Source organism: Streptomyces sp. GESEQ-4 (genome assembly GCF_017948455.1).
Classification (GTDB): Bacteria; Actinomycetota; Actinomycetes; order Streptomycetales; family Streptomycetaceae; genus Streptomyces.
The window spans coordinates 30,601-49,926 of sequence record NZ_JAFFSU010000020.1; the positions used below are offsets into that span (position 1 = coordinate 30,601).

At 70.4% G+C, this 19,326-nt stretch carries 22 protein-coding genes and 1 pseudogene; 8 read left to right on the top strand and 15 right to left on the bottom strand.

Features of this window, described 5'->3' with window-relative positions:
* Nucleotides 1-54: 54 nt before the first annotated feature.
* From KCH48_RS30800 to KCH48_RS30825, 6 genes are all read right to left on the bottom strand, one after another.
* Nucleotides 55-900: an oxygenase MpaB family protein gene (locus tag KCH48_RS30800; protein WP_210578349.1), complete on the bottom strand. Its 846-nt coding sequence runs from the start codon at nucleotides 898-900 to the stop codon at nucleotides 55-57.
* Between the two features lie 139 nt (nucleotides 901-1,039).
* Nucleotides 1,040-1,630 carry a TetR/AcrR family transcriptional regulator gene (locus KCH48_RS30805; protein ID WP_210578350.1) on the bottom strand — a complete coding sequence of 197 codons (591 nt, stop codon included), beginning with the start codon at nucleotides 1,628-1,630 and terminating at the stop codon, nucleotides 1,040-1,042.
* Between the two features lie 135 nt (nucleotides 1,631-1,765).
* On the bottom strand, nucleotides 1,766-2,581 hold the full coding sequence (locus tag KCH48_RS30810) for an oxidoreductase (protein ID WP_210578352.1): 816 nt from the start codon (nucleotides 2,579-2,581) through the stop codon (nucleotides 1,766-1,768).
* 85 nt (nucleotides 2,582-2,666) lie between these two features.
* Nucleotides 2,667-3,584, bottom strand: coding sequence for an alpha/beta hydrolase (locus tag KCH48_RS30815; protein WP_307840996.1), 918 nt, complete (start codon nucleotides 3,582-3,584; stop codon nucleotides 2,667-2,669).
* A 63-nt stretch (nucleotides 3,585-3,647) separates the two neighbouring features.
* Entirely contained in the window at nucleotides 3,648-4,709 is a 1,062-nt protein-coding gene (locus KCH48_RS30820; protein ID WP_210578355.1) for an alkene reductase, read from the bottom strand.
* 343 nt (nucleotides 4,710-5,052) lie between these two features.
* Nucleotides 5,053-5,844, bottom strand: a complete 792-nt coding sequence (locus tag KCH48_RS30825) for an SDR family oxidoreductase (protein ID WP_210578375.1) — start codon at nucleotides 5,842-5,844, stop codon at nucleotides 5,053-5,055.
* A 181-nt stretch (nucleotides 5,845-6,025) separates the two neighbouring features.
* On the opposite strand from KCH48_RS30825, the gene KCH48_RS30830 reads away from it, so the two are divergent.
* The gene (locus KCH48_RS30830; RefSeq protein ID WP_307840997.1) at nucleotides 6,026-6,604 is read left to right on the top strand and encodes a TetR/AcrR family transcriptional regulator; all 579 of its coding nucleotides are present in this window, start codon (nucleotides 6,026-6,028) and stop codon (nucleotides 6,602-6,604) included.
* Between the two features lie 37 nt (nucleotides 6,605-6,641).
* Here the strand turns inward: KCH48_RS30830 and KCH48_RS30835 are convergent, their stop codons facing one another.
* Together KCH48_RS30835 and KCH48_RS30840 are read right to left on the bottom strand one after the other, a co-directional pair.
* Nucleotides 6,642-7,820, bottom strand: coding sequence for an acyl-CoA dehydrogenase family protein (locus tag KCH48_RS30835; RefSeq protein WP_210578380.1), 1,179 nt, complete (start codon nucleotides 7,818-7,820; stop codon nucleotides 6,642-6,644).
* A gap of 105 nt (nucleotides 7,821-7,925) precedes the next feature.
* The gene (locus KCH48_RS30840; protein ID WP_210578724.1) at nucleotides 7,926-8,300 is read right to left on the bottom strand and encodes a ferredoxin; all 375 of its coding nucleotides are present in this window, start codon (nucleotides 8,298-8,300) and stop codon (nucleotides 7,926-7,928) included.
* A gap of 101 nt (nucleotides 8,301-8,401) precedes the next feature.
* On the opposite strand from KCH48_RS30840, the pseudogene KCH48_RS42495 reads away from it, so the two are divergent.
* Nucleotides 8,402-8,527: pseudogene (locus KCH48_RS42495) on the top strand (DUF6479 family protein); the annotation flags it as partial.
* 5 nt (nucleotides 8,528-8,532) lie between these two features.
* Complete coding sequence (locus KCH48_RS30845) at nucleotides 8,533-8,883, top strand: hypothetical protein (RefSeq protein ID WP_210578382.1); 351 nt, start codon at nucleotides 8,533-8,535, stop codon at nucleotides 8,881-8,883.
* 118 nt (nucleotides 8,884-9,001) lie between these two features.
* On the opposite strand, the gene KCH48_RS30850 is transcribed toward KCH48_RS30845, so the two are convergent.
* The 6 genes from KCH48_RS30850 to KCH48_RS30875 all read right to left on the bottom strand — a co-directional run bounded on the left by KCH48_RS30850 (nucleotide 9,002) and on the right by KCH48_RS30875 (nucleotide 14,211).
* Nucleotides 9,002-9,430 carry an RpiB/LacA/LacB family sugar-phosphate isomerase gene (locus tag KCH48_RS30850; RefSeq protein WP_210578384.1) on the bottom strand — a complete coding sequence of 143 codons (429 nt, stop codon included), beginning with the start codon at nucleotides 9,428-9,430 and terminating at the stop codon, nucleotides 9,002-9,004.
* A gap of 29 nt (nucleotides 9,431-9,459) precedes the next feature.
* Nucleotides 9,460-10,434: a RimK family alpha-L-glutamate ligase gene (locus KCH48_RS30855; RefSeq protein WP_210578386.1), complete on the bottom strand. Its 975-nt coding sequence runs from the start codon at nucleotides 10,432-10,434 to the stop codon at nucleotides 9,460-9,462.
* Between the two features lie 370 nt (nucleotides 10,435-10,804).
* A complete protein-coding gene (locus KCH48_RS30860; protein ID WP_210578726.1) occupies nucleotides 10,805-11,596 on the bottom strand; it encodes an ABC transporter ATP-binding protein in 792 nt (263 codons plus the stop codon).
* A 31-nt stretch (nucleotides 11,597-11,627) separates the two neighbouring features.
* Nucleotides 11,628-12,410: an ABC transporter permease gene (locus tag KCH48_RS30865; protein ID WP_210578388.1), complete on the bottom strand. Its 783-nt coding sequence runs from the start codon at nucleotides 12,408-12,410 to the stop codon at nucleotides 11,628-11,630.
* Entirely contained in the window at nucleotides 12,407-13,237 is an 831-nt protein-coding gene (locus tag KCH48_RS30870) for an ABC transporter permease (RefSeq protein WP_210578390.1), read from the bottom strand. The genes KCH48_RS30865 and KCH48_RS30870 overlap by 4 nt, the downstream gene beginning before the upstream one ends.
* Nucleotides 13,234-14,211, bottom strand: a complete 978-nt coding sequence (locus tag KCH48_RS30875) for an ABC transporter substrate-binding protein (RefSeq protein WP_210578392.1) — start codon at nucleotides 14,209-14,211, stop codon at nucleotides 13,234-13,236. The genes KCH48_RS30870 and KCH48_RS30875 overlap by 4 nt, the downstream gene beginning before the upstream one ends.
* A 388-nt stretch (nucleotides 14,212-14,599) precedes the next feature.
* On the opposite strand from KCH48_RS30875, the gene KCH48_RS30880 reads away from it, so the two are divergent.
* From KCH48_RS30880 to KCH48_RS30895, 4 genes are all read left to right on the top strand, one after another.
* Complete coding sequence (locus KCH48_RS30880) at nucleotides 14,600-15,487, top strand: PaaX family transcriptional regulator C-terminal domain-containing protein (protein ID WP_307840998.1); 888 nt, start codon at nucleotides 14,600-14,602, stop codon at nucleotides 15,485-15,487.
* Nucleotides 15,488-15,675: 188 nt separating this feature from the next.
* Nucleotides 15,676-16,668: a dihydroxyacetone kinase subunit DhaK gene (gene dhaK, locus KCH48_RS30885; protein ID WP_210578394.1), complete on the top strand. Its 993-nt coding sequence runs from the start codon at nucleotides 15,676-15,678 to the stop codon at nucleotides 16,666-16,668.
* A gap of 47 nt (nucleotides 16,669-16,715) precedes the next feature.
* On the top strand, nucleotides 16,716-17,315 hold the full coding sequence (gene dhaL / locus KCH48_RS30890; RefSeq protein ID WP_210578396.1) for a dihydroxyacetone kinase subunit DhaL: 600 nt from the start codon (nucleotides 16,716-16,718) through the stop codon (nucleotides 17,313-17,315).
* The gene (locus tag KCH48_RS30895; protein WP_210578398.1) at nucleotides 17,308-17,718 is read left to right on the top strand and encodes a PTS-dependent dihydroxyacetone kinase phosphotransferase subunit DhaM; all 411 of its coding nucleotides are present in this window, start codon (nucleotides 17,308-17,310) and stop codon (nucleotides 17,716-17,718) included. Before dhaL ends, KCH48_RS30895 begins: the two co-directional genes overlap by 8 nt.
* A 34-nt stretch (nucleotides 17,719-17,752) precedes the next feature.
* Here the strand turns inward: KCH48_RS30895 and KCH48_RS30900 are convergent, their stop codons facing one another.
* A complete protein-coding gene (locus KCH48_RS30900) occupies nucleotides 17,753-18,391 on the bottom strand; it encodes a TetR/AcrR family transcriptional regulator (RefSeq protein ID WP_210578400.1) in 639 nt (212 codons plus the stop codon).
* A gap of 165 nt (nucleotides 18,392-18,556) precedes the next feature.
* Between KCH48_RS30900 and KCH48_RS30905 the strand changes: the two genes are divergently transcribed.
* Entirely contained in the window at nucleotides 18,557-19,318 is a 762-nt protein-coding gene (locus KCH48_RS30905) for an SDR family NAD(P)-dependent oxidoreductase (protein WP_210578401.1), read from the top strand.
* The last annotated feature ends 8 nt before the right edge of the window (nucleotides 19,319-19,326 follow it).

The following is a 19,326-nucleotide window of genomic DNA, read 5'->3' on the forward strand; positions in this document are numbered from 1 at the left end:
CGATCGTCGGCCCCCTCCGTGACACTCCCCTCGTCGCCCGTCCAGTATGGCGACCTATCGTCCGAGTTTGTACGGTGCCGGGCGCGAGCCGGGGCCGAGGCGGGCCATCGCGCGGAGGATGTGTTTGGGCGGGAGCTGCCAGCGCACACGGGCGGGAACACTGCGCAGCAGGGTGCCCGTGGCACGCAACTGCCGGGTGACGACGGCGGGTTGCGGGGCCGGTCTGCCGTACAGCTCATGCGCGTACGGCGGCAGGGCGGCGTACGCCAGTTGCGCCACACGCCGCCACAGCAGTTCCCGCGCCGGTATGAGCAGGAGGTGCGTCGGCGGGCGGAGGAGGAAGTCGTCCACCTCGCGTGCTTCGGGTCCGGCGGCGAGTTCGGGGCGCACCTTCTCGAAGTAGGCGTCCATCTCCGCCTGGTTCGCGGGTACGGCGTCCGGAGCGAGGCCCACCAGGCGGGCGCTGACCCGTTGTTCGCTGATGTACCGGTCAGCCTGATCGTCGGTCAGACGGAAGCCGGAGCGGCGCCCGACGTGCAGGTAGGAGTCTATTTCGGCGCAGTGCACCCACAGCAGCAGCTCGGGTTCGTCGACGCCGTACCGCTCGCCGGTGTCCGGGTCGGTCGCCCCGAGCATGCTGTGGATCTTCCGCACCCGGGCGCCCGCCCGCTCGGCCGCCTCGGTGGTGCCGTAGGAGATGGTGCCGACGAAGTTGGCGGTCCGTAGCAGCCGGCCCCACGCGTCGTTGCGGAAGTCGGAGTTCTGCATGACGCCGCGCACCGCGCGTGGGTGCAGCGCCTGGAAGTAGAGCGCGCGGATTCCGGCGACCCACATCATCGGGTCGCCGTGTATCTGCCAGGTCACGGAACCTGGGCCGAACAAACCCGGATCGCCCGTCATGCCCGCAGTGTGACCAGGATCGGTAGTTGACACAAGCCAACGTTCATGACCTGCACTGATAGAAGGCCCCGACCGCAGAAAGGCAGCAACCAGCCTTGGCGTACTGGAAGCTACAGCCTGGGGCTGGGACTGTGGTGGGTCAGACGCCCTGCCCGGCGTCCAGCAAGACGAGGACGTTGCTTATCCCCTGCTCGAGGAGCTCATCGGCGAGTCGGCTGTCGGTCAAGGCACGGGCAAGCTGCAGCGTCCCGGCCATCAGGCCGAGGAGGCTGAGCGCCTTCACACGTGCGGAGGACGGGTCCTCGGGCGCCATGCGGGCGGCAATTCCGTCGATGAGGACCAGCACACCGTCGGTGTACGCCTGCCTGGTCGCGTCGGTGCAGCGCCCGATCTCGTCGAGCAGAGCGGCGTTGGGGCAGCCGTCGGCAAGGCTGTCGCGGTGCTGGGGCGACAGGTACCCCCGAACAATCTGCTCGATTCCGACACGGCCGGGTGCGGCCGCCGCGACGACGCTCTCGGCCTGTGCCTTCAACTGGTCGGCGATCGCCGTGGTGACGAGGTCGTCCTTGGATTCGAAGTGAGCGTAGAAGGCCCCATTGGTCAGCCCCGCGTCCTTCATGAGCGTCGAGACCCCGGAGCCGTCGATACCGTCTCGCTTGAACCGGCGGCCCGCGGTCTCGATGATCCGCCGCCTCGTCTCCGCCTTGTGCTCTTTTCCGTACCGCACCACAGCACACGCCCCTTCGCCGGCCGGAAGGACCGGTTGCCCTTCACCGACTTGGCCGACCTATGGTATTGCGAACGTAATCTAAAAAGCCCACGGGTGCGTCGGCACACCGCGCACCCTTGAAGCCGGACCGGGATGTCAGGCGGGCAGGCGGTTGTTCTTGCGGATCTGCTTGTCGAACGTTCCGGCGGGGACGAGGCGGCGCGCGGTGGTGACGCGTGAGGCCAGCGGGCCGGCGGTGTAGCGCAGCTTCGGCTTCTTGTCGGTGGCCGCGGTGACGATCACCTTGGCGACGACGGCCGGATCGTCGCCGTTCTTCATCGCGTCCGCCATCACCTCGTCGAAGACGCGCCGCCGCTCCGCGTACAGAGGCAGCGGGGTGTCGGGCTGCGCGGCGTTGGTGTCGAAGCTGGTCTTGGTGTACGCGGGCTGGACAAGGAGGACCCTCACGCCATGCTCGCGGACCTCGTGGTCCAGCGACTCGGAGTAGCCCTCGAGGGCGTGCTTCGACGCTACGTAGAGGGCCATGAAGGGCTGGGGGGCGACCCCGAGGACGGACGAGATGTTGATGACGCGTCCACCACCCTGGGCGCGCATGTGCGGCAGGACGGCCTTCGTCATACGGATGACACCGAGGACGTTGATGTTCAGGATGCTCTGGGCCTGGGTGACGGAGTTCTCCTCGACGGCGCCCGCCGAGCCGACGCCCGCGTTGTTGACCAAGACGTCGATGCGTCCGAACCGGTCGATCACCTCTGCGACCGCGGCGGTGGCCGAGTCGTCACTGCCCACGTCGAGATCGAGGTACGTCACACCGGCGGGCGGGGTGAGCCCGGAGGTCTTGCGGCCGGTTCCGATCACCTCGAAACCCGCCGCGACGAAGGCGCGGGCCGTCTCCTTGCCGATCCCGGATGAGGCACCTGTCACGAGCGCCACCGGCTGAGTTGTCGCCATCACGGACTCCCTTGGTTTTGAATTACGTTCACATGTCTTACGTTCGTACGGCCAAACGGCGGCAGGGCGTTTGCGGATCTCTCGGTCAGATCTTCGTCTTCTCCCGAGCCCACGCGCCGATCTGCGCGATGGCGGCGTTGACCTCCGGAACCCGGCCGGCTCCGTAGACGTACGAGTGCTGGCCTCCCGGGACCACCACGGTCGCCGTGTCGATTCCGGCGTCCTTGACGCGGGCGGCGAACTCCTCGTCCTCGCCGGCCAGGACCTCGTACGTTCCCCAGGAGACGAGGGTCGGGGGCAGGCCGCTCAGGTCCGCCCGGTTCAGATTGATCCGGGTGTCCGTGAACTCGATGCCCGTGCCGCCGATCCAGGCCTCCCGGAAGAACTCCAGCAGTTCCTTGCTGAGGATCTTGTCCGTCCCGGCGTTGGTCGCCATGGTCTCGCCTGCGATCTCGAGGTCGCACCAGGGAGAGATCGACACGATGGCGCCGGGCAGCGGCTGCTTCTTGTCGCGGAGGCGAAGGGCCAGGGCGACGGCGATGAACCCGCCGATCGAGTGGCCGATCGTGATGACGTTTCCCGGCTCATACCCTTCGGACAGCAGCCAGTTGAAGGCCGCCTCCGCGTCGTCCACCTGGGCCGGGTACTTGTGTTCCGGTGCCCGCCGGAAGTCCAGGACCAGTACGGGCGCCCCTGCGGCCTTGGCGACATGGCCGGCGAGCTTTCGGTCGACGAATGCCGACGACAGAACCGAACCCCCGGCGTGACCGTGCAGGAGGACGTAGTCGGTGTTGGCGTCGACTGGTTCGCACCAGATCCCCAGCACGCCACCCGCGTCCACCTCCCGGTAGGTGACGCCTTCTGGCTCCCGGGCCTTGAGATGGACGCCCTCCGCCACGATGCGCATCGCATCCAACTCGGACTCGGGAACGGCCAGTCCGGCCATGAAGTCCGCGAACTCGATCGCTTCCGGGCTCAGTTCAACTGCTGCGTGTTCAGACACGTGGCACCTCCATGGGCTCATTGGGCACACCGGCCCGCCAGGACCGGTATCACCCGGGGTTTGTCAGGCGGTGAGGGTGGGGTAATCGGTGTAGCCGGCCTCGCCGCCGCCGTAGAAGGTGGCGGGGTCAGGGGTGTTCAGCGGTGCGCCGCTGCGTACGCGCTCGACCAGGTCGGGGTTGGCGAGGGCCATCACGCCGACGGTGACGATGTCGGCCAGGCCGCCTTCGATGTCCTTCGCACGGGTGGCGATGTCGGTGCCGGCCCGGTTGAGGACCAAGGTGTTCGGCCACAGCTTGCGGAGGGTGTGCAGGAGTTCGTCGTCGCCGCCGTGGCCGATGTGCAGGTAGGCGAGGTCGAGCGGGGCGAGGGCGCGTACGAGGGCGGGGTACAGCTCGTGGGTGTCGCTCTCGGCGATGTCGTTGAAGGGGTTGTCGGGGGAGATCCGGATGCCGGTGCGGCCGGCGCCGATCTCGTCGGCCACGGCGGTGGCGATCTCGACGGCGAAGCGGATGCGGTTGTCGATGGAGCCGCCGTAGCGGTCGGTGCGCTGGTTGGTGTTGGTGGCGAGGAACTGATGCGGGAGGTAGCCGTTGGCGCTGTGGATCTCGACGCCGTCGGCGCCGGCCGCGATGGCGGCCGCGGCGGCGCGGCGGTAGTCGTCGACCGTTGCGGCAACTTCCTCGGTGGACAGTTCGCGCGGTACGGGCATCTCCTGGAGCCCGGACGGGGTGAACATCTCGCCCGCCGGCCGGACCGGGGAGGGGGCGACCGGCTGCCGGTGGTGGGGGGTGTTGTCGGGGTGGGACATCCGTCCGACGTGCATGAGCTGGATGACGATGCGTCCGTCGACGCCGTGCACGGCGTCGGTGACCTTGCGCCAGCCGGCGATGTGCTCCTCGGAGTGGATGCCGGGGGTGAGCAGGTAGCCCTGGCCGTCGGCGTTGGGCTGGGTGCCCTCGGTGATGATGAGGGCGTGTGAGGCGCGCTGGGCGTAGTACTCGGCGTTCAGCTCGGTGGGTACGCCTTCCGGGGTGGACCGGTCCCGCGTCATGGGGGCCATCGCAAGCCGGTGCGGCAGGGAGATCTCCCCGGCGACAATCGGGTTCCACAGGGCGTTCAACATGGATGTTTCCTCAAATAGGGGTGAGAGAGCTGCGGGGTGGCGAGCTGCCTGCCCCGCGGGGAGCGCGTAGGCGGTGAGCCGGCCGGATGGGCGGGTGACCTTCCACCGCGGAATGCGGGCTGCGCGTAAGGGCCATCGGCGGTGCGGACGAGCCTGCAGCCGCGCATACGACCGCCGCCGATGCATGCGGTGCCGGGCCCTGGCTGTTCGTCCAGAGGGAAGGAGGAGGCCGAACTCTCGTCGGTCTTCGCTCGCCCACGGCGGAGAACGCTTCGGTCGGGTGCGGCAGCGGACGCGCCGTTGTCACAAAGGGACGACCACCGCACCGGAGTCGGAGCGGCGGTCAGTCGCGGTAGCGAGCGGCCGGGACCCGCAGGGACAGGTTCGGGACGAGGGTCTGACGTGCCTTCTCGTACGACTCCCAGTCGCTGATCTCCGGCAGTGACGGGATGGTGACGGGCTCCCCGGCGTCGAGGCCTGCAAGCGCCGCGTCTACGGCGTCGTCCACGCTCATGATCGCCTCGTCGGGAAACCCCGAGAGGTCGACGCCGGCGCGGTCCCAGATCTCCGTGCGGACAGCGCCCGGCAGCACGGCCTGCACCGTGACGGGGCTCTCGGCGAGTTCCTGCTGCAGGGCTTGGGTGTACGTCAGCACGTAGCCCTTGGTGCCGCTGTAGACGGAGCCACCGGGCGGGAAGTTGAGAGCCAGGGCGGAGGAAATGTTCACGACGGTGCCGTGCCCGCGGGCTATCAGGCCCGGCAGGACCGCGGTGGTCAGCCTGGTCAGGGATGTCACGTTGAGGTTGATCAGCGCCGCGGAGGCCTCCGCGTCGGAGGTTGCCGCCGGCGCGAACAGCGCCGCGCCGGCGCTGTTGATCAATACGGCGATGCTCTCGTCGGTCCGCAGACGCTCCTCGACCACGGAGATCTGCGCCGCATCGGTGAGGTCGGCGGTGACGACGTCCACTGCGCGGCCCGTGCGGCTGCGGATGTCCGACGCCAGCGATTCCAGCCGCTCAGTGTTCCGGGCCACCAGGATCAGGTCGTAGCCGCGGTCGGCAAGCCGCTGCGCGTAGGCGGCACCCAGGCCTGCGGACGCGCCGGTGACGACGGCACTCTTGTTCTGCGTGGTCATGGTGGATCTCGTTTCTGGGCTGGCGGATGAGTGGAGGCCAAAGCGTCGGCCTCGCTTTAGATTACGATAGGTATCTAAAGCCATCCCGTCAACGGGAACCCGCGATGCCGCGTACGATAGATGCGCTTAATTATCTAACGTGGGCAGGTGACCGATGAGTCGGGTTTCGCAAGCACAAGCGATGGAGAACCGCAGGCGCGCGGTCGCCGCGGCGTCCCAGCTCTTCCGGGAGCGCGGCGTGAACGGCATCAGCGTCGCCGACCTGATGAAGTCCATCGGGCTGACCACGGGTGGCTTCTACAAGCAGTTCGCCTCCAAGGAGGCCCTGATCGCCGAGGCGGCTCACACCGCTTTCGGGGACCTTGACGCACTCCTGGCGTCGTTCGACACGGCCCAGGGCGATCACGACACCGCGCGGGGCGCCCTCCTCGACTTCTACCTGTCGGCCGAGCACCGTGACCACCCCGGCACCGGTTGCCCCACCGCGGGATTCGCAGGGGACATGGCTCGCGAACCCGCCGCTGAGGACGTGCGCGAAACGTACGCAGCCGGAGTGGAGGCATTTGCCGAGTGGCTGTCCGACGACGCCGACGACGGCCTTCCCATGGTGGCCACTCTGGTCGGTGCGATCCTTCTTGCCCGGGCCACGGCGGGCACGCAACTGTCCGAGAAGATCCTGGAGTCGACCCACAAAGCGCTGACTGCGTCACACGGGCCCTTGGGCCCGCCAACCGAGCCACCGGCAGACCGAGCTCCCTGAGACGAGATCAGCGCCACCTGCCTGTACGCGCCGCAGGCTAGCGCCGTACCCGCGGCATCCCCAGACCGATCCACGAGATGATCTCCCGCTGGATCTCGTTGTTGCCGCCGCCGAAGGTGAAGATCACGGCGGAGCGGTAGCCGCGTTCCAGCTCGCCGTGGAGGACAGCGCCCGCGGAACCCTCCTTCAGGGCGCCCGCGGCGGCCACGATCTCCATGAGCCAGGCGTAGGCGTCGCGGCGGGCCTCGGAGCCGTACACCTTGACCGCGGAGGCGTCCTGCGGGGTGAGGGTGCCTTCCTGGACGGCGCTCACCATCTGCCAGTTGAGGAGTTTCATCGCGTCGAGCCGGGTGTGGGTGCGGGCGAGGAGGCGGCGCACCCAGGGGAGGTCGACGACGCGGCGGCCGTCGGCGAGCTTGGTCTCCGTCGCCCAGCGCTGGACGTCGTGCAGGGCGCGGATCGCCATCGTGCCGTGCGCGGCGAGGGTGACGCGCTCGTGGTTGAGCTGGTTGGTGATCAGCCGCCAGCCCTGGTTCTCCTCCCCCACGCGGCGCGAGAGGGGGACGCGGATGTTCTCGTAGTAGCTGGCCGTGGTGTCGTGGGAAGCGAGGGTGTTGATCAGAGTGCAGGAGTAGCCGGGGTCGGAGGTCGGCACCAGCAGCATGGTGATGCCCCGGTGCGGTGGCGCGTCCGGGTCGGTGCGCACCGCGAGCCACACCCAGTCCGCGGTGTCGCCGTTGGTCGTCCAGATCTTCTGGCCGTTGACGACGTACGCGTCGCCGTCCCGCACCGCGCGGGTCTTCAGCGCGGCGAGGTCGGTGCCCGCGTCGGGCTCGCTGTAGCCGATGGCGAAGTCGATCTCGCCGGAGAGGATCTTGGGCAGGAAGTACGCCTTCTGCTCGTCCGTGCCGTACTGCATGATCGTCGGGCCGACGGTGTTGAGCGCCATCAGGGGCAGCGGTACGCCGGCCTGGGCGGCCTCGTCGAAGAAGATGAACTGCTCCATCGCGCTCAGGCCGCGGCCGCCGTACTCCTTGGGCCAGCCGACGCCGAGCCAGCCGTCGGTGCCGAGGCGCCGGATCGTGTCACGGTAGAACCGTTTCTGTGCGGCCGGGTCGGCGAACCGGGCCTGGGCGTGCCGTGGCGCCAACTCCGCGAAGTAGGCGCGCAGTTCGGTGCGCAGCCGCTGCTGCTCGGGCGTGTAGTCGAGATGCACGGCGCCTCCAGGCTTCCCCAGGCCGATCCTGACGGCGCACACCGTAGAACGTGTTCCAGAAATTGGGAATGCCGAATCGCGAATGCCCGGGCTGCCGACAGCGCGTCAGCCGAGGCTGGCGAGGAAGTCCGTGCACGCCCGCGCGCAGTCCCGGCACGCCGTCGCGGCCGCCTCGGCGTCCGGCTGCTGGTCGTACAGGTGCGCGCACTCCAGGCACACCGCCCGGCACCACTCCAGCTGCATGCGCACGCCCGCCTCGTCCTGGTCCTGCTGCTCGGACAGCACACGGCAGGTCGCGTCGCACACCTCCGCGCACATGATGCCCTTGCGTCGTACGAGTTCCTGGTTCTGTGTCCCGTCGGGGTCCAGGAGGCTGGCGCGCAGAGCACACGCGCGTGCGCACTCGGTGCACGCCTGCGCGCATGCGAAGCGGTCCTCCAGGAACCGGACGAGTTCCTGTTGGGATGTCGTCACACCCAGCGGGTAGCCGGAGCCGGACGTGCCAAACCCCGTATGTCCGGTTCACAGCAGGCACCTCGGGTACTCGCGCGCCATGAGCACCCCATGGACCGTGCCCGGTCCGTGAGGTCCTGGAGAACCGTGAGCCCAAGCGGGTGCCCCGGGGCCGGCACCGTCTGACGCCGCACCGGCTGGACGGCCACGGCACCGCGGCGATCCGGCCGGGCCCGCCGCACCGAGGGAAGTGAGAACCATGGCCGACTCCGGCCGCAGCACCCTCCCGCTGCCCGACTACGACCATCTGCCGATCGGCGGCCTGGAGAGCCGCGTACGGTCGCTGACCGCCGAGGAGGTCGAGACACTGCTGTCGTACGAGCGCGCCCACGCCGACCGCGCTCCGGTGACCGCCGTCCTGACGGCCCGGCTGGAGCAGCTGCGGGCGGGCGCCGAGCCGACGTCCGGCGATCCGGGCGCCCTGCGCCCCGAGCAGAGGGCACGCCACACGGGCTCGCCGGTCTCGCCCGCCACCTCGCCGGAACCGTTCGGCCCGCCGCCGCATGGGACGCCGGACCAGCGGGGTAGGCCGAAGGCGGACCGGGGGTGAGCTCTCCGCTGGATGGGCGGTTTGTTGGCCGCGGGCCGGTGGGGGCTGGTCGCGCCCGCGCGGCGGAGCCGCATATCGATACAGCCCCGCGCCCCTGTGGGGCGCGGCTGCGCAGCCGCTAGCTGACGCGGTTCACGTTCTCCCGGTCCTCCGCGTCCTCGCTGGGCGTGCCGGCGAACCAGGCGTCGAGGATTTCCTTGAGGAGGGGTTCGGAGGTCAGGCGCAGGCTGAGGGCGAGTACGTTGGCGTCGTTCCAGCGGCGGGCGCCGTCCGCGGTGTAGGCGTCGGTGCACAGGGCCGCCCGTACCCCGGGCACCTTGTTCGCGGCGATCGACGCGCCGGTGCCGGTCCAGCAGCACACCACCGCCTGGTCCGCCGTCCCGGAGACGACGTCCCTGGCCGCCGCCTCCGAGCACACCGCCCACTGCGGGTCGTCGCCGGTCTGCAGCGCCCCGTGCGTCACCACCTCGTGGCCGCGCGTGCGCAGCTCCGCGACGAGGGCGCGAGCCACGGGTTCGTCCATGTCCGAGGAAACCGAGATCCGCATGATCCCGAGCCTACCGGTGGGCCGGTCCCTCATCGGCAGTCCATGAGAGCGTCCGATTCCTGCCATCCGCTTCCCGAGGCGAGGGCGTCGAGGTGTGCCTGGATGTAGGGCTTGGCGACCGTGTCGAGTTCGCCGTCGACGAAGGCGGGCTGGACGTTGACCTCGAAGACGACACCGCCGTTCTCGACGGCCAGGTCGACGCCGGCGAAGGGCAGTCCGACCGACGCGGTGGCGGCCACGGCGAGGTCGGCGAGGCGGGTGGGGAGGTCGGGCGGGGCGATGGGGACGGGGGTGGCGCCCTGGCAGGTGTTGCAGGGGGTGTCGAGTTCGGGCTGGAGGTGCTCGCGGGCGTGGATGACCAGGCCGCCGAGGACGAAGACCCGGAACTGGTGGCGCCGGCCGTCGGCGGTGATGTTCCCCGCGTCCCGGGACAGCAGCCAGGCGGTGCGGCGTTCGGCGTAGAAGGCGGCGGCGCGCGCCAGCTGATCGCCGGTCGTGAGGTGGAAGACGTCGTTGCCGCCGGTCCCGACCACGGGCCTGGCCCAGGCGTCCCGGCCGAGCTTGTCGAAGGCGGCGGCAGCCTCGTGCGGGTCGGGCGCGGACAGGACGACGGTCTCCATGTGGGCGATGCCGTCGCGCCGGAAGCGCTCCATGGTGAGGTCCTTCTCCGTCGCGGTCCGCCAGGCGGCCACACCGGCGCCCAGGGTCACCACGTCATGGCGGGCGAGGAGGCGCTGGAAGTCGGCGAGTGCGCGGCGGCGGTGCGGCGGGATCTCGTACAGGACGACGATGTCGGGCACCAAGTGCAGTTCATGTTCGGGGACTTGGAGGCATAAGCGGTCTCCGTCGGGTACGCCGATGCCGGTACCGCCGGTGGCGAAGTGCCGGGCGTCGACCCGGACCGGCGGGGCGCCGGTGAGCAGTTCCACGGCGCGGGCGAGTACGTCCCCGCATCCTTCGGGCGAGGTCGGGTCGGTGATCAGGGCGATGCACGGTCGGGACACAGCGGCCTCCAGCGGTACTCGACGCGCACGGGTGCCGCGCACCGGCGGTGATGCGGCCCGGACGCTGTCACGGGTGTCGTTTCGCGCGGGGCGGTCATCGGCACCCGTCGCTCTTCACGCCGTACCGGTCTGCGAGCTGCGCCGGAACCGGACGGTGGCCGGGCCTGGATAGCCGGTGACCACGAGGTGGGGCTCCGCCCTGCCGTGTCCGTGCCGCAGGGCTGTGGCGCCACACTGTAGGCGCGCGGCGGGAGCCCGTGCCAGGGCGCACGAGCAGCCGCCTCCTGCCCCTGCCTCTGCGCCGTCCGCCCCCTGCCGTGCGCCCTTCCGACGACGGCGGTGGCGCGACGGCGGTGGCGTCGCGTCCGTGTCAGCCGACGGGCACCGCGTGCTCGGGGCCGAGCTTGGCCCGCTGGATCTGCTCGTAGACGTGTGCGCGCAGTTCGGCGAAGCGGGGGCTGGAGCGGGTGTGCAGTTGGTCGCGTTCGTCGGGGAGGTCGATGCGCAGGTCTTCCTGGATGACGGTCGGTGACTTGGACAGGATGATCGTGCGCTGGCCCAGGTAGACGGCCTCGTCGATGTCGTGGGTCACGAACAGGACGGTGACGCCGAGTTCGCGCCACAGCCGGCGGACCAGGTCCTCCAGTTCGGCGCGCGTCTGCGCGTCGACGGCGGCGAACGGCTCGTCCATCAGCAGTACTTGGGGCTCGTACGCGACGGCACGGGCGATGGCGACGCGCTGCTGCATGCCACCGGAGAGCTGCCAGGGGTAGGCGTGGTGGGCGTCGCCGAGGCCGACGACCTCCAGGGCGTGTTCGACCAGCTCGGTCAGACGGGCCTTGCCGAGCTTCTTGCGGCGCAGGGGCAGGGCGACGTTGTCGAACACCGTCATCCAGGCGAAGAGCGAGCGGCCGTACTCCTGGAAGACGACGGCCATGCCGGGCGGCGGTCCGGTGATCGGCTTTCCCTGGAGGCGCACTTCGCCGCCGGTGGGGTCGAGCAGCCCGGACATGCACTTGAGGAGCGTGGTCTTGCCGCAGCCGGACGGGCCGACCAGGCAGACCAGTTCGCCCGCGTCGAGGGTGAAGGTGATGTCGCGCAGCGCCTCGACGGTGCGGTTGCGGCCGGAGTAGGTCTTGTTCAGGTGTTGTACGTCGAGCATGGACATGGACGCCTCCGTGGGGGCCTGTCGGTCAGGAGTCGCGCTGGGCACGGCGCAGACCGTGGTACCAGGCCAGGGCCCGGTTCTCCGCGAACCGGAAGAGCAGGGAGAGCAGAAAACCGAGCAGGCCGAGCAGCAGCACGCCGCTCCACATCTCGGGGATGGCGAACGAGCGCTGGAACTGCACGATGGTGAAGCCCAGGCCGTTGCTGGAGGCGAACATCTCGCTGATGACCATCAGGATGATCCCGATCGACAGCGCCTGGCGCATACCGGTGAGGATCTGCGGGCTCGCCGAACGCAGCACCAGGTGCCACAGCCGGGTGGGGCCGGTGATGCCGTACGACCGGCATGTGTCGCCGAGGACCTCGTCGACGGCGCGGACGCCTTCGACGGTGTTGAGCAGGATCGGCCAGACGCAGCCGCTGGCCACGACGATGATCTTCATGGTGTCGCCGATGCCGGCGAACAGCATGATCACGGGGACCAGTACCGGGGGCGGGATGGCCCGGAACAGTTCCAGGACGGGTTCGAGTACGTCGCGCAGGACGCGGTGCGAGCCGACGGCCAGGCCGAGGGCGATCCCCACCGCCGCGGCGAGCAGGTACCCCGCCGCGAGCCGGAGCAGGCTGGGCAGGACGTCCGACATGAGCCGGTCGGCGGTCCAGACCTCGGGGAACTTCTGCAGGATCGTGGAGAGCGGCGGCAGATAGAAGTCGGTGCTGCCGGCGCTGGTGAACCACCACACGGCGAACAGCACGGCGGGCAGGGCCCCGGCGAACAGGGCGCGGCGGGCTGCGATTCGGACGGTCATCGGGACTGACTCTCTCCGCGCTGGGACTGGTGCCAGTGCAGGACGCGGTGCTCGACCGCCCGGGCGGCCAGGTTGACGGCGACGCCGATCAGGCCGGTCGTCAGGACGAGCGCGTACACCTCGGGCACGGCTCCGGAGGTCTGCGCGACGGCCAGCTGCTGGCCGAGGCCGGGTGCGCCGATGACGAGTTCGGCGGTGACCGCGAGGACGAGGGCCACGGTGGCGGCCAGGCGTACGCCGGTCATGACGTACGGCAGGGCGGTGGGCCACAGGACGTACCGGATCCGGCCCCAGGTGCCCAGCCGGTAGCTGCGGGCGGTGTCCTGGGCGACGGGGTCCGCGTCCTGGAGGCCGGCCAGCACCTGGACGAGCACCTGCCAGAACGACGCGTACACGACGAGGAGCAGTTTCGAGCGGAGGTCGGTGCCGTAGAGCAGCACCGCCACGGGGATCAGCGCCACGGAGGGGATCGGGCGCAGGAACTCGATGGTCGAGGCGGTCGCCGCGCGCAGCACCGGTACGGAGCCGATGACCACCCCCGCCGCGACTCCGGCCAGGACGGCGATGGCGAGGCCGATCCCCCAGCCGGTGAGGGTGTCGCCGAGCGCGCTCCAGAAGGTGCCCTCGCCGAGCAGGTTCCAGAAGGCGCGGCCGATGGTGGAGGCCGGGGGGAGGTAGTCGGCGGAGACGAGCGGGGTGCGCGGCAGGACCTCCAGGACGGCCACCAGTCCTGCCAGACCGGCAAGTCCCCGCAGCACCACGGGACTTGGGGCCGGGCCCCGCCGGGCGGCCGGCGCTGCCGGCCGCGGGGCGTACGTCGTCGTCATGAGAACAGCGCTCCGATGTCCGGCTTCTTGCCGCCGAAGATGCCGTCCTGCTCGCCGAGCCCGGCCAGCTTCTCCAAGGAGGCGGTGTCGACCTGGGCGGGCCAGCTGGGCAGCGTCAGCTTGGTGAGCACATCACCGCTGATCTTGGTGTAGGTGGTGAGGATCTGGCGTGCCTCGTCGGGGTGCTCGGAGGCGTACTTCAGCGACTCGGCCATCGCCTCGTTGAACTTCTTCACCAGGTCCGGGTTCTCCTGCGCGATCTTCGTCGAGGTGAAGTAGGTCGCGACGGTGAGCTTGGGATGCGTCTCGGCGAACGGCGAGGCCACCGCCCTCGCACCCTGGGCCTTGGCGATGGTCTGGGCGGGCTCGCCCATCCAGGCGGCGTCCACGCGTCCGCCGTCCAGGGCGGCCGGCATCTGGTCGAACGGGATCTCGACGAACTTGACGTCCGCGGGGTCACCGCCGGCCTTGCGCACCGATTCGCGGACGGTCGTGTCGCCGATGTTCTGCAGGGTGTTCACGGCGACGGTGTGCCCGGCGAGGTCCTTGGCCGACTTGATCGAGCTGTCCTTCTTGACCATGACGGCGGTGACGTCGGCGCCCACCTTGCCGTTGGAGGCGGCGCCGTTGACCACGGACTTGACCGGAACGCCCTTGGTCTGCGCGAGCATCAGCGACGTCGTGTTGCTGAAGCCGAACTGGAACTGCCCGCTCACCACGCCCGGGATGATCGCGGCGCCGCCCTGGGCGGTCACCATCTTCAGTTCGATCCCCCGGCTGCTGAAGAACCCCTGCTTCTGCCCGAGGTAGAGCGGCGCCACGTCGACGATCGGAATGACACCGACCGTGACCTGCGTGGTCTTCCCGTCACCCGCGGGCGAGGCAGCGGAACTTCCGGAGTCCGACGAGCCGCACCCGGCGACTGCGGCGACGGTCACTACGGCGAGTGCAAGCCCGAGTATGCGCCTTTGCATGGGCTCCTCCTTGAGGAGAACGAGATGAGTGCCGCGCGGGGGAAGTGGACGGGCGAGCCGGCGAATTCCGTGCGGCGAGAACGGTGAGGGCGACAAGCGCGAAAGCGGCCGGCGCTTCTCTTTCAGCGGTGAGACCTGCGGGACCAGAGGGGCTTCGGTGAAACCCCGGAAGCTGATGTTGTGCACTTTCTTGACGCCCGCAATCTACACACCTACCTTCGCCGTGTCAGGCCCCCCGACCGAGGGAATTTGTCGATCTCCGTCCTCGCAGTACCCGCGTCCACGACAAGGAGTGCCGACCCGTGAACCACCGCTTCCGCACGCGTACGCTCGCGGCCCTCGCGGCACTGCTGCTCGGCGCAGGTCCGGCGACCGTACGCTTGCTCGGGTGAACGTGAACGCCGAGCCCCAAGGGGATCTCCAGGACCCGCCGGGCTCGCCCGACTCCCCGGCCCGTGCGGGGAGTTCCACAGCGCGCCCGCAGTCGCTTCTGCTCGCCTTCTTCGGCAACCACGCCCTGGACGAGCACCCGCTCTGCGTCTACTCGGGCAGCATCATCGACGTCCTCGCCCGGGTCGGCGTCGGCGAACAGGCCGTCCGTTCCACGCTCACCCGCATGGTCAACCGCGGTCTGCTGATGCGCCGGCGGCAGGGGCGCCGCATGTACTTCGGCCCGACCCCGCTCGCCACCCAGATCCTGCGGGACGGCGGCCGGCGGATCTGGGAGACCAGCGCGGTCAACGACGACTGGGACGGCACCTGGACCCTGATCGGCTTCTCCCTCCCCGAGTCCTGGCAGCGCCGGCGCCACGATCTCCGCTCGCGCCTGACCTGGGCCGGCTTCGGCCCCCTCTACAACGGTCTGTGGATCGCCCCCGGCCCCATGGACGTCTCCGACGTGATCACCGAGCTCCAACTGTCCGCGTACGTCAAGGTCTTCCGCGCCCGCGCCGACGAGGCGACCGACATCGGCCTCATGGTCCGCGACACGTGGGACCTGGACTCCCTCGCCGCCCGCTACACCGACTTCACCCGACGCTGGGGCGCCCTTGCGGAGCCGGGCACCGACGACGCCATCGCCACCCGGCTGCGACTGGTCAGCGAGTGGCTCCGGATCATCCGTACCGATCCGCGGCTGCCGGGACGGCATCTTCCGCCCGACTGGCCGGCCCGGCGGGCCGAGGAGACCTTCCGTCGTGTCGCCGCGGCGACCGAGACACCGGCCCGCGTGATGGCCGGCGCCATCCTGGACACCATTCCGCTGGGCACGTCCTGATCAGGTGGCGACCGCGCAGGCGCGCCGATCGGTGACGACGTTTGCGGCCCCTGCTCCGCCACGCGTGACCTTCGCTGTCCCAAGGTCGATACTGCCGACAGCGGGGGCTCCGACCACAACGCCACGGAGCACCGGCAGACAGCGCAGGCACCAGGCATCCCACTTGCCGGTCTCACCAGGAGGTTCCCATGAAGATGTTGATCAACGTCCCGGAGACCGTGGTCACGGACGCCCTGCGGGGAATGGCAGCGGCCCATCCCGAGCTGACCGTCGACGTGGAGAACCGGGTGATCGTACGGCGGGACGCGCCCGTCGCCGGGAAGGTCGCCCTGATCTCCGGCGGCGGTTCGGGGCACGAGCCGCTGCACGGCGGATTCGTGGGCCCGGGGATGCTCTCGGCGGCCTGTCCGGGCGAGGTCTTCACATCGCCCGTGCCGGACCAGATGGTGCGCGCGGCGGCGGCCGTGGACAGCGGGGCGGGCGTGCTGTTCATCGTGAAGAACTACACGGGCGACGTGCTCAACTTCGACATGGCTGCCGAACTCGCCGAGGACGAGGGCATCCAGGTCGCGAAGGTCCTCGTCAACGACGACGTGGCGGTCACCGACAGCCTCTACACGGCGGGGCGGCGTGGCACCGGTGCCACGCTGTTCGTGGAGAAGATCGCGGGGGCGGCGGCCGAGGCGGGGATGCCGCTGGAGCGCGTCGAGACACTCGCCCGGCAGGTCAATGAGAACTCCCGCAGCTTCGGTGTGGCGCTGAGCGCCTGCACCACCCCGGCCAAGGGCAGCCCCACCTTCGATCTGCCGGCCGGCGAGCTGGAGTTGGGCATCGGCATCCACGGCGAGCCCGGCCGCGAGCGGCGCGCGATGATGACGTCCGGCGAGATCGCGGACTTCGCCGTGAACGCGATCCTGGAGGACCTCAATCCCCGTGACCCCGTCCTGGTCCTGGTCAACGGCATGGGCGCGACGCCGCTGCTCGAGCTGTACGGCTTCAACGCGGAGGTGCAGCGGGTGCTTGCCGCCCGGGGTGTGGCCGTCGCCCGCACGCTCGTCGGCAACTACGTCACCTCGCTCGACATGGCCGGCGCCTCGGTCACCCTGTGCCAGATCGACGAGGAAACGCTCGGGCTGTGGGACGCGCCGGTGAAGACGCCGGGTCTGCGCTGGGGCATGTGAGTCCGGCGGGGGACGCAGCCAACGCACCTACCACGCAAGGAGATCCAGTGCTCGACGCCGACTTCTTCCGCCGCTGGATGACGGCGACGGCCGCGTCCGTCGACCGCGAGGCGGAACGGCTCACCGCTCTCGACTCGCCCATCGGGGACGCCGACCACGGCAGCAATCTGCGGCGCGGGTTCACCGCGGTGACCGTCACGCTGGAGAAGGAGGCCCCGGACACGCCCGGCGGCGTCCTCACCCTGGCCGGACGGCAGTTGATCTCGACGGTGGGCGGCGCTTCGGGGCCGCTGTACGGGACGCTGCTGCGCCGCACCGGCAAGGCGCTCGGGGACGCGGCCGAGGTGAGCGAGGAGGAGTTCGCGGCCGCGCTGCGCACCGGCGTGGACGCGGTGATGACGCTCGGTGGGGCGGCGCCCGGCGACAAGACGATGATCGACGCGCTGGTACCGGCCGTGGACGCTCTCGACGACTCCTTCGCCGCGGCGCGCGCCGCCGCCGAGCAAGGGGCGCTCGCGACCACGCCGTTGCAGGCCCGCAAGGGCAGGGCGAGCTATCTCGGTGAGCGCAGCATCGGGCACCAGGATCCCGGCGCCACCTCGTCGGCGCTGCTGATCGCGGCTCTCGCGGAGGTGGGCGGTGAGTGACGGCGAGCTCGTCGGGATCGTGCTGGTGTCGCACAGCGCGCAGGTCGCCGCGTCGGTGGCCGAGCTGGCGCAGGCGCTCGCGGGCGGCGGCACGGTGGTGCCCGTCGCTCCCGCGGGCGGCACCGAGAGTGGCGAACTCGGCACCAGCGCCGAACTGATCGCCGCCGCGGCCGCGTCCGTGGACCGGGGCGCCGGGGTGGCCGTCCTCACCGACCTCGGCAGCGCGGTGCTGACGGTGAAGGCCCTGCTCGCGGAGGGCGACGAACTCCCCGACGGCACACGGCTCGTGGACGCTCCCTTCGTCGAGGGCGCGGTCGCCGCGGTCGTGACGGCGGCGACGGGGGCCGACCTCGCGGCGGTGGAGGCGGCGGCCGGGGAGGCGTACACGTATCGGAAGGTGTGAGGAACCCAGGGGTCCTGACTGGGCCTGACTACGCCTACGTGAGCCCCTCTTCCACGACGGCGAGTGCCGAGCGCACGATCCCTAGCAGCTCGGCCTCCGCCGTCTCCGGGTCGATCCGCACTTCGGCGCCGCGCCAGGCGTAGCGCTCGACGGCCGCGCGCAGGGCCGCGTTGAACATCGCCGCCTGGATCGTCGGCCGCAGCTCGTCGACGGCCAGCCCGGCCCGCTCGGCGAGGGCACGGGCGAACACCGGCTCGGCCTCGTCGTAGGTCTGGAGCCAGACCGCGCGCAGTCCCGGTTCGGTGCGGGTCAGCCGGACGAGCGCGCCGAGGGTGGCCCGGTCCGGCCCGGCGACGAGGCGGTGGTCGGTCGCCAGCTCCGGTGAGAAGACCTGGGCGAGAGAGCGCCCGGGCCGCCACTCCCGCAGCCTGTCGGCGATCATGTCGATGCCCGCCGAGAACAGCGGCGACACACAGCTCTCCTTGCTCGGGAAGTAGCGCCACACCGTGCGCGCCGACACGCCGACCATCTGACCGATCTGCTCGCCGGTGGTCGCGGCCACCCCCTGCTCCACGAACAGGTCCACCGCCGCCCGGGCGATCTCCAGCCGGATCTCGGCCTTGCGCTCCTCGGTGAGAGGTGGGCGTCCCGTGCGTCCGCTGGGGGCGGTCATGTGGTCCTCCGGCTCCGGTTGCTGCTGCGCCGAATTCTCCCTCACCACTTTATGTCACTCGGAGACATTAAGTCGTAGAGTGAGGCCGAACGGGCGCGACGCCCCGGCACACCGCGCCCCCGCACAAGGGGCGGCAGCCCTCGTACGCACAGACAGGAGCACCTCATGACCGGCGGACTGGACGGGCGCAGCGTCATCGTCACCGGAGCGGGCTCGGGCATCGGGCGCGCGACCGCTCTGGCCTTCGCCGCCGAGGGTGCGCGAGTGGTGGTGGCGGACCTCAACGCCGAGGGCGCCAAGGCCGTCGTCAAGGAGATCGAGGAGGCGGGCGGCGCGGCGGTCGCGGTGGTGGGCGACCTGAGCGAGCAGGCCGTCGTCGACCGGGTGGCCGAGACCGCCGTGGAGCGCTTCGGCGGGGTGGACGTCCTGGTGAACAACGCCGGGATCATGGACCGGATGTCGGCGCTCGGCGAGGTGAGCGACGCGGAGTGGGAGCGGGTCATACGGGTCAACCTGACCGCTCCGTTCCTGCTGACGCGGGCGGTGCTGCCGCACATGCTGGAGGCGGGCAGGGGCGCCATCGTGAACACGGCTTCGGAGGCCGGGCTGCGAGGCAGCGCGGCGGGCGCCGCGTACACCGCGTCGAAGCACGGCATCGTGGGGCTGACGAAGTCCCTCGCCGTGATGTACCGCAAGCAGGGCATCCGCGCGAACGCGATCGCCCCGGGCGGCACCCGGACCGCCATCGCGGTGGACGCCGATCAGAGCGCCCACGGCCCCGCCACGCTCGGCCCGCACTTCGTCAACCTCGGCAGGCTGGCCCAGCCGGAGGAGCAGGCCGCCGCCATCGTCTTCCTCGCCTCGGACGCGGCGAGCAACATCAACGGCGTGACCCTCCCGGTCGACGACGGATGGGCGGCGGTCTGACCGGTCTT

Excerpts from the sequence above, each read along its gene's own strand:
- KCH48_RS30800 (WP_210578349.1), bottom strand. The coding sequence starts at position 900 with ATGACGGGCGATCCGGGTTTGTTCGGCCCAGGTTCCGTGACCTGGCAG.
- KCH48_RS30810 (WP_210578352.1), bottom strand. The coding sequence starts at position 2,581 with ATGGCGACAACTCAGCCGGTGGCGCTCGTGACAGGTGCCTCATCCGGG.
- KCH48_RS30820 (WP_210578355.1), bottom strand. The coding sequence starts at position 4,709 with ATGTTGAACGCCCTGTGGAACCCGATTGTCGCCGGGGAGATCTCCCTG.
- KCH48_RS30825 (WP_210578375.1), bottom strand. The coding sequence starts at position 5,844 with ATGACCACGCAGAACAAGAGTGCCGTCGTCACCGGCGCGTCCGCAGGC.
- KCH48_RS30830 (WP_307840997.1), top strand. The coding sequence starts at position 6,026 with ATGGAGAACCGCAGGCGCGCGGTCGCCGCGGCGTCCCAGCTCTTCCGG.
- KCH48_RS30845 (WP_210578382.1), top strand. The coding sequence starts at position 8,533 with ATGGCCGACTCCGGCCGCAGCACCCTCCCGCTGCCCGACTACGACCAT.
- KCH48_RS30850 (WP_210578384.1), bottom strand. The coding sequence starts at position 9,430 with ATGCGGATCTCGGTTTCCTCGGACATGGACGAACCCGTGGCTCGCGCC.
- KCH48_RS30860 (WP_210578726.1), bottom strand. The coding sequence starts at position 11,596 with ATGCTCGACGTACAACACCTGAACAAGACCTACTCCGGCCGCAACCGC.
- KCH48_RS30865 (WP_210578388.1), bottom strand. The coding sequence starts at position 12,410 with ATGACCGTCCGAATCGCAGCCCGCCGCGCCCTGTTCGCCGGGGCCCTG.
- KCH48_RS30870 (WP_210578390.1), bottom strand. The coding sequence starts at position 13,237 with ATGACGACGACGTACGCCCCGCGGCCGGCAGCGCCGGCCGCCCGGCGG.
- KCH48_RS30875 (WP_210578392.1), bottom strand. The coding sequence starts at position 14,211 with ATGCAAAGGCGCATACTCGGGCTTGCACTCGCCGTAGTGACCGTCGCC.
- dhaK (WP_210578394.1), top strand. The coding sequence starts at position 15,676 with ATGAAGATGTTGATCAACGTCCCGGAGACCGTGGTCACGGACGCCCTG.
- KCH48_RS30900 (WP_210578400.1), bottom strand. The coding sequence starts at position 18,391 with ATGACCGCCCCCAGCGGACGCACGGGACGCCCACCTCTCACCGAGGAG.
- KCH48_RS30905 (WP_210578401.1), top strand. The coding sequence starts at position 18,557 with ATGACCGGCGGACTGGACGGGCGCAGCGTCATCGTCACCGGAGCGGGC.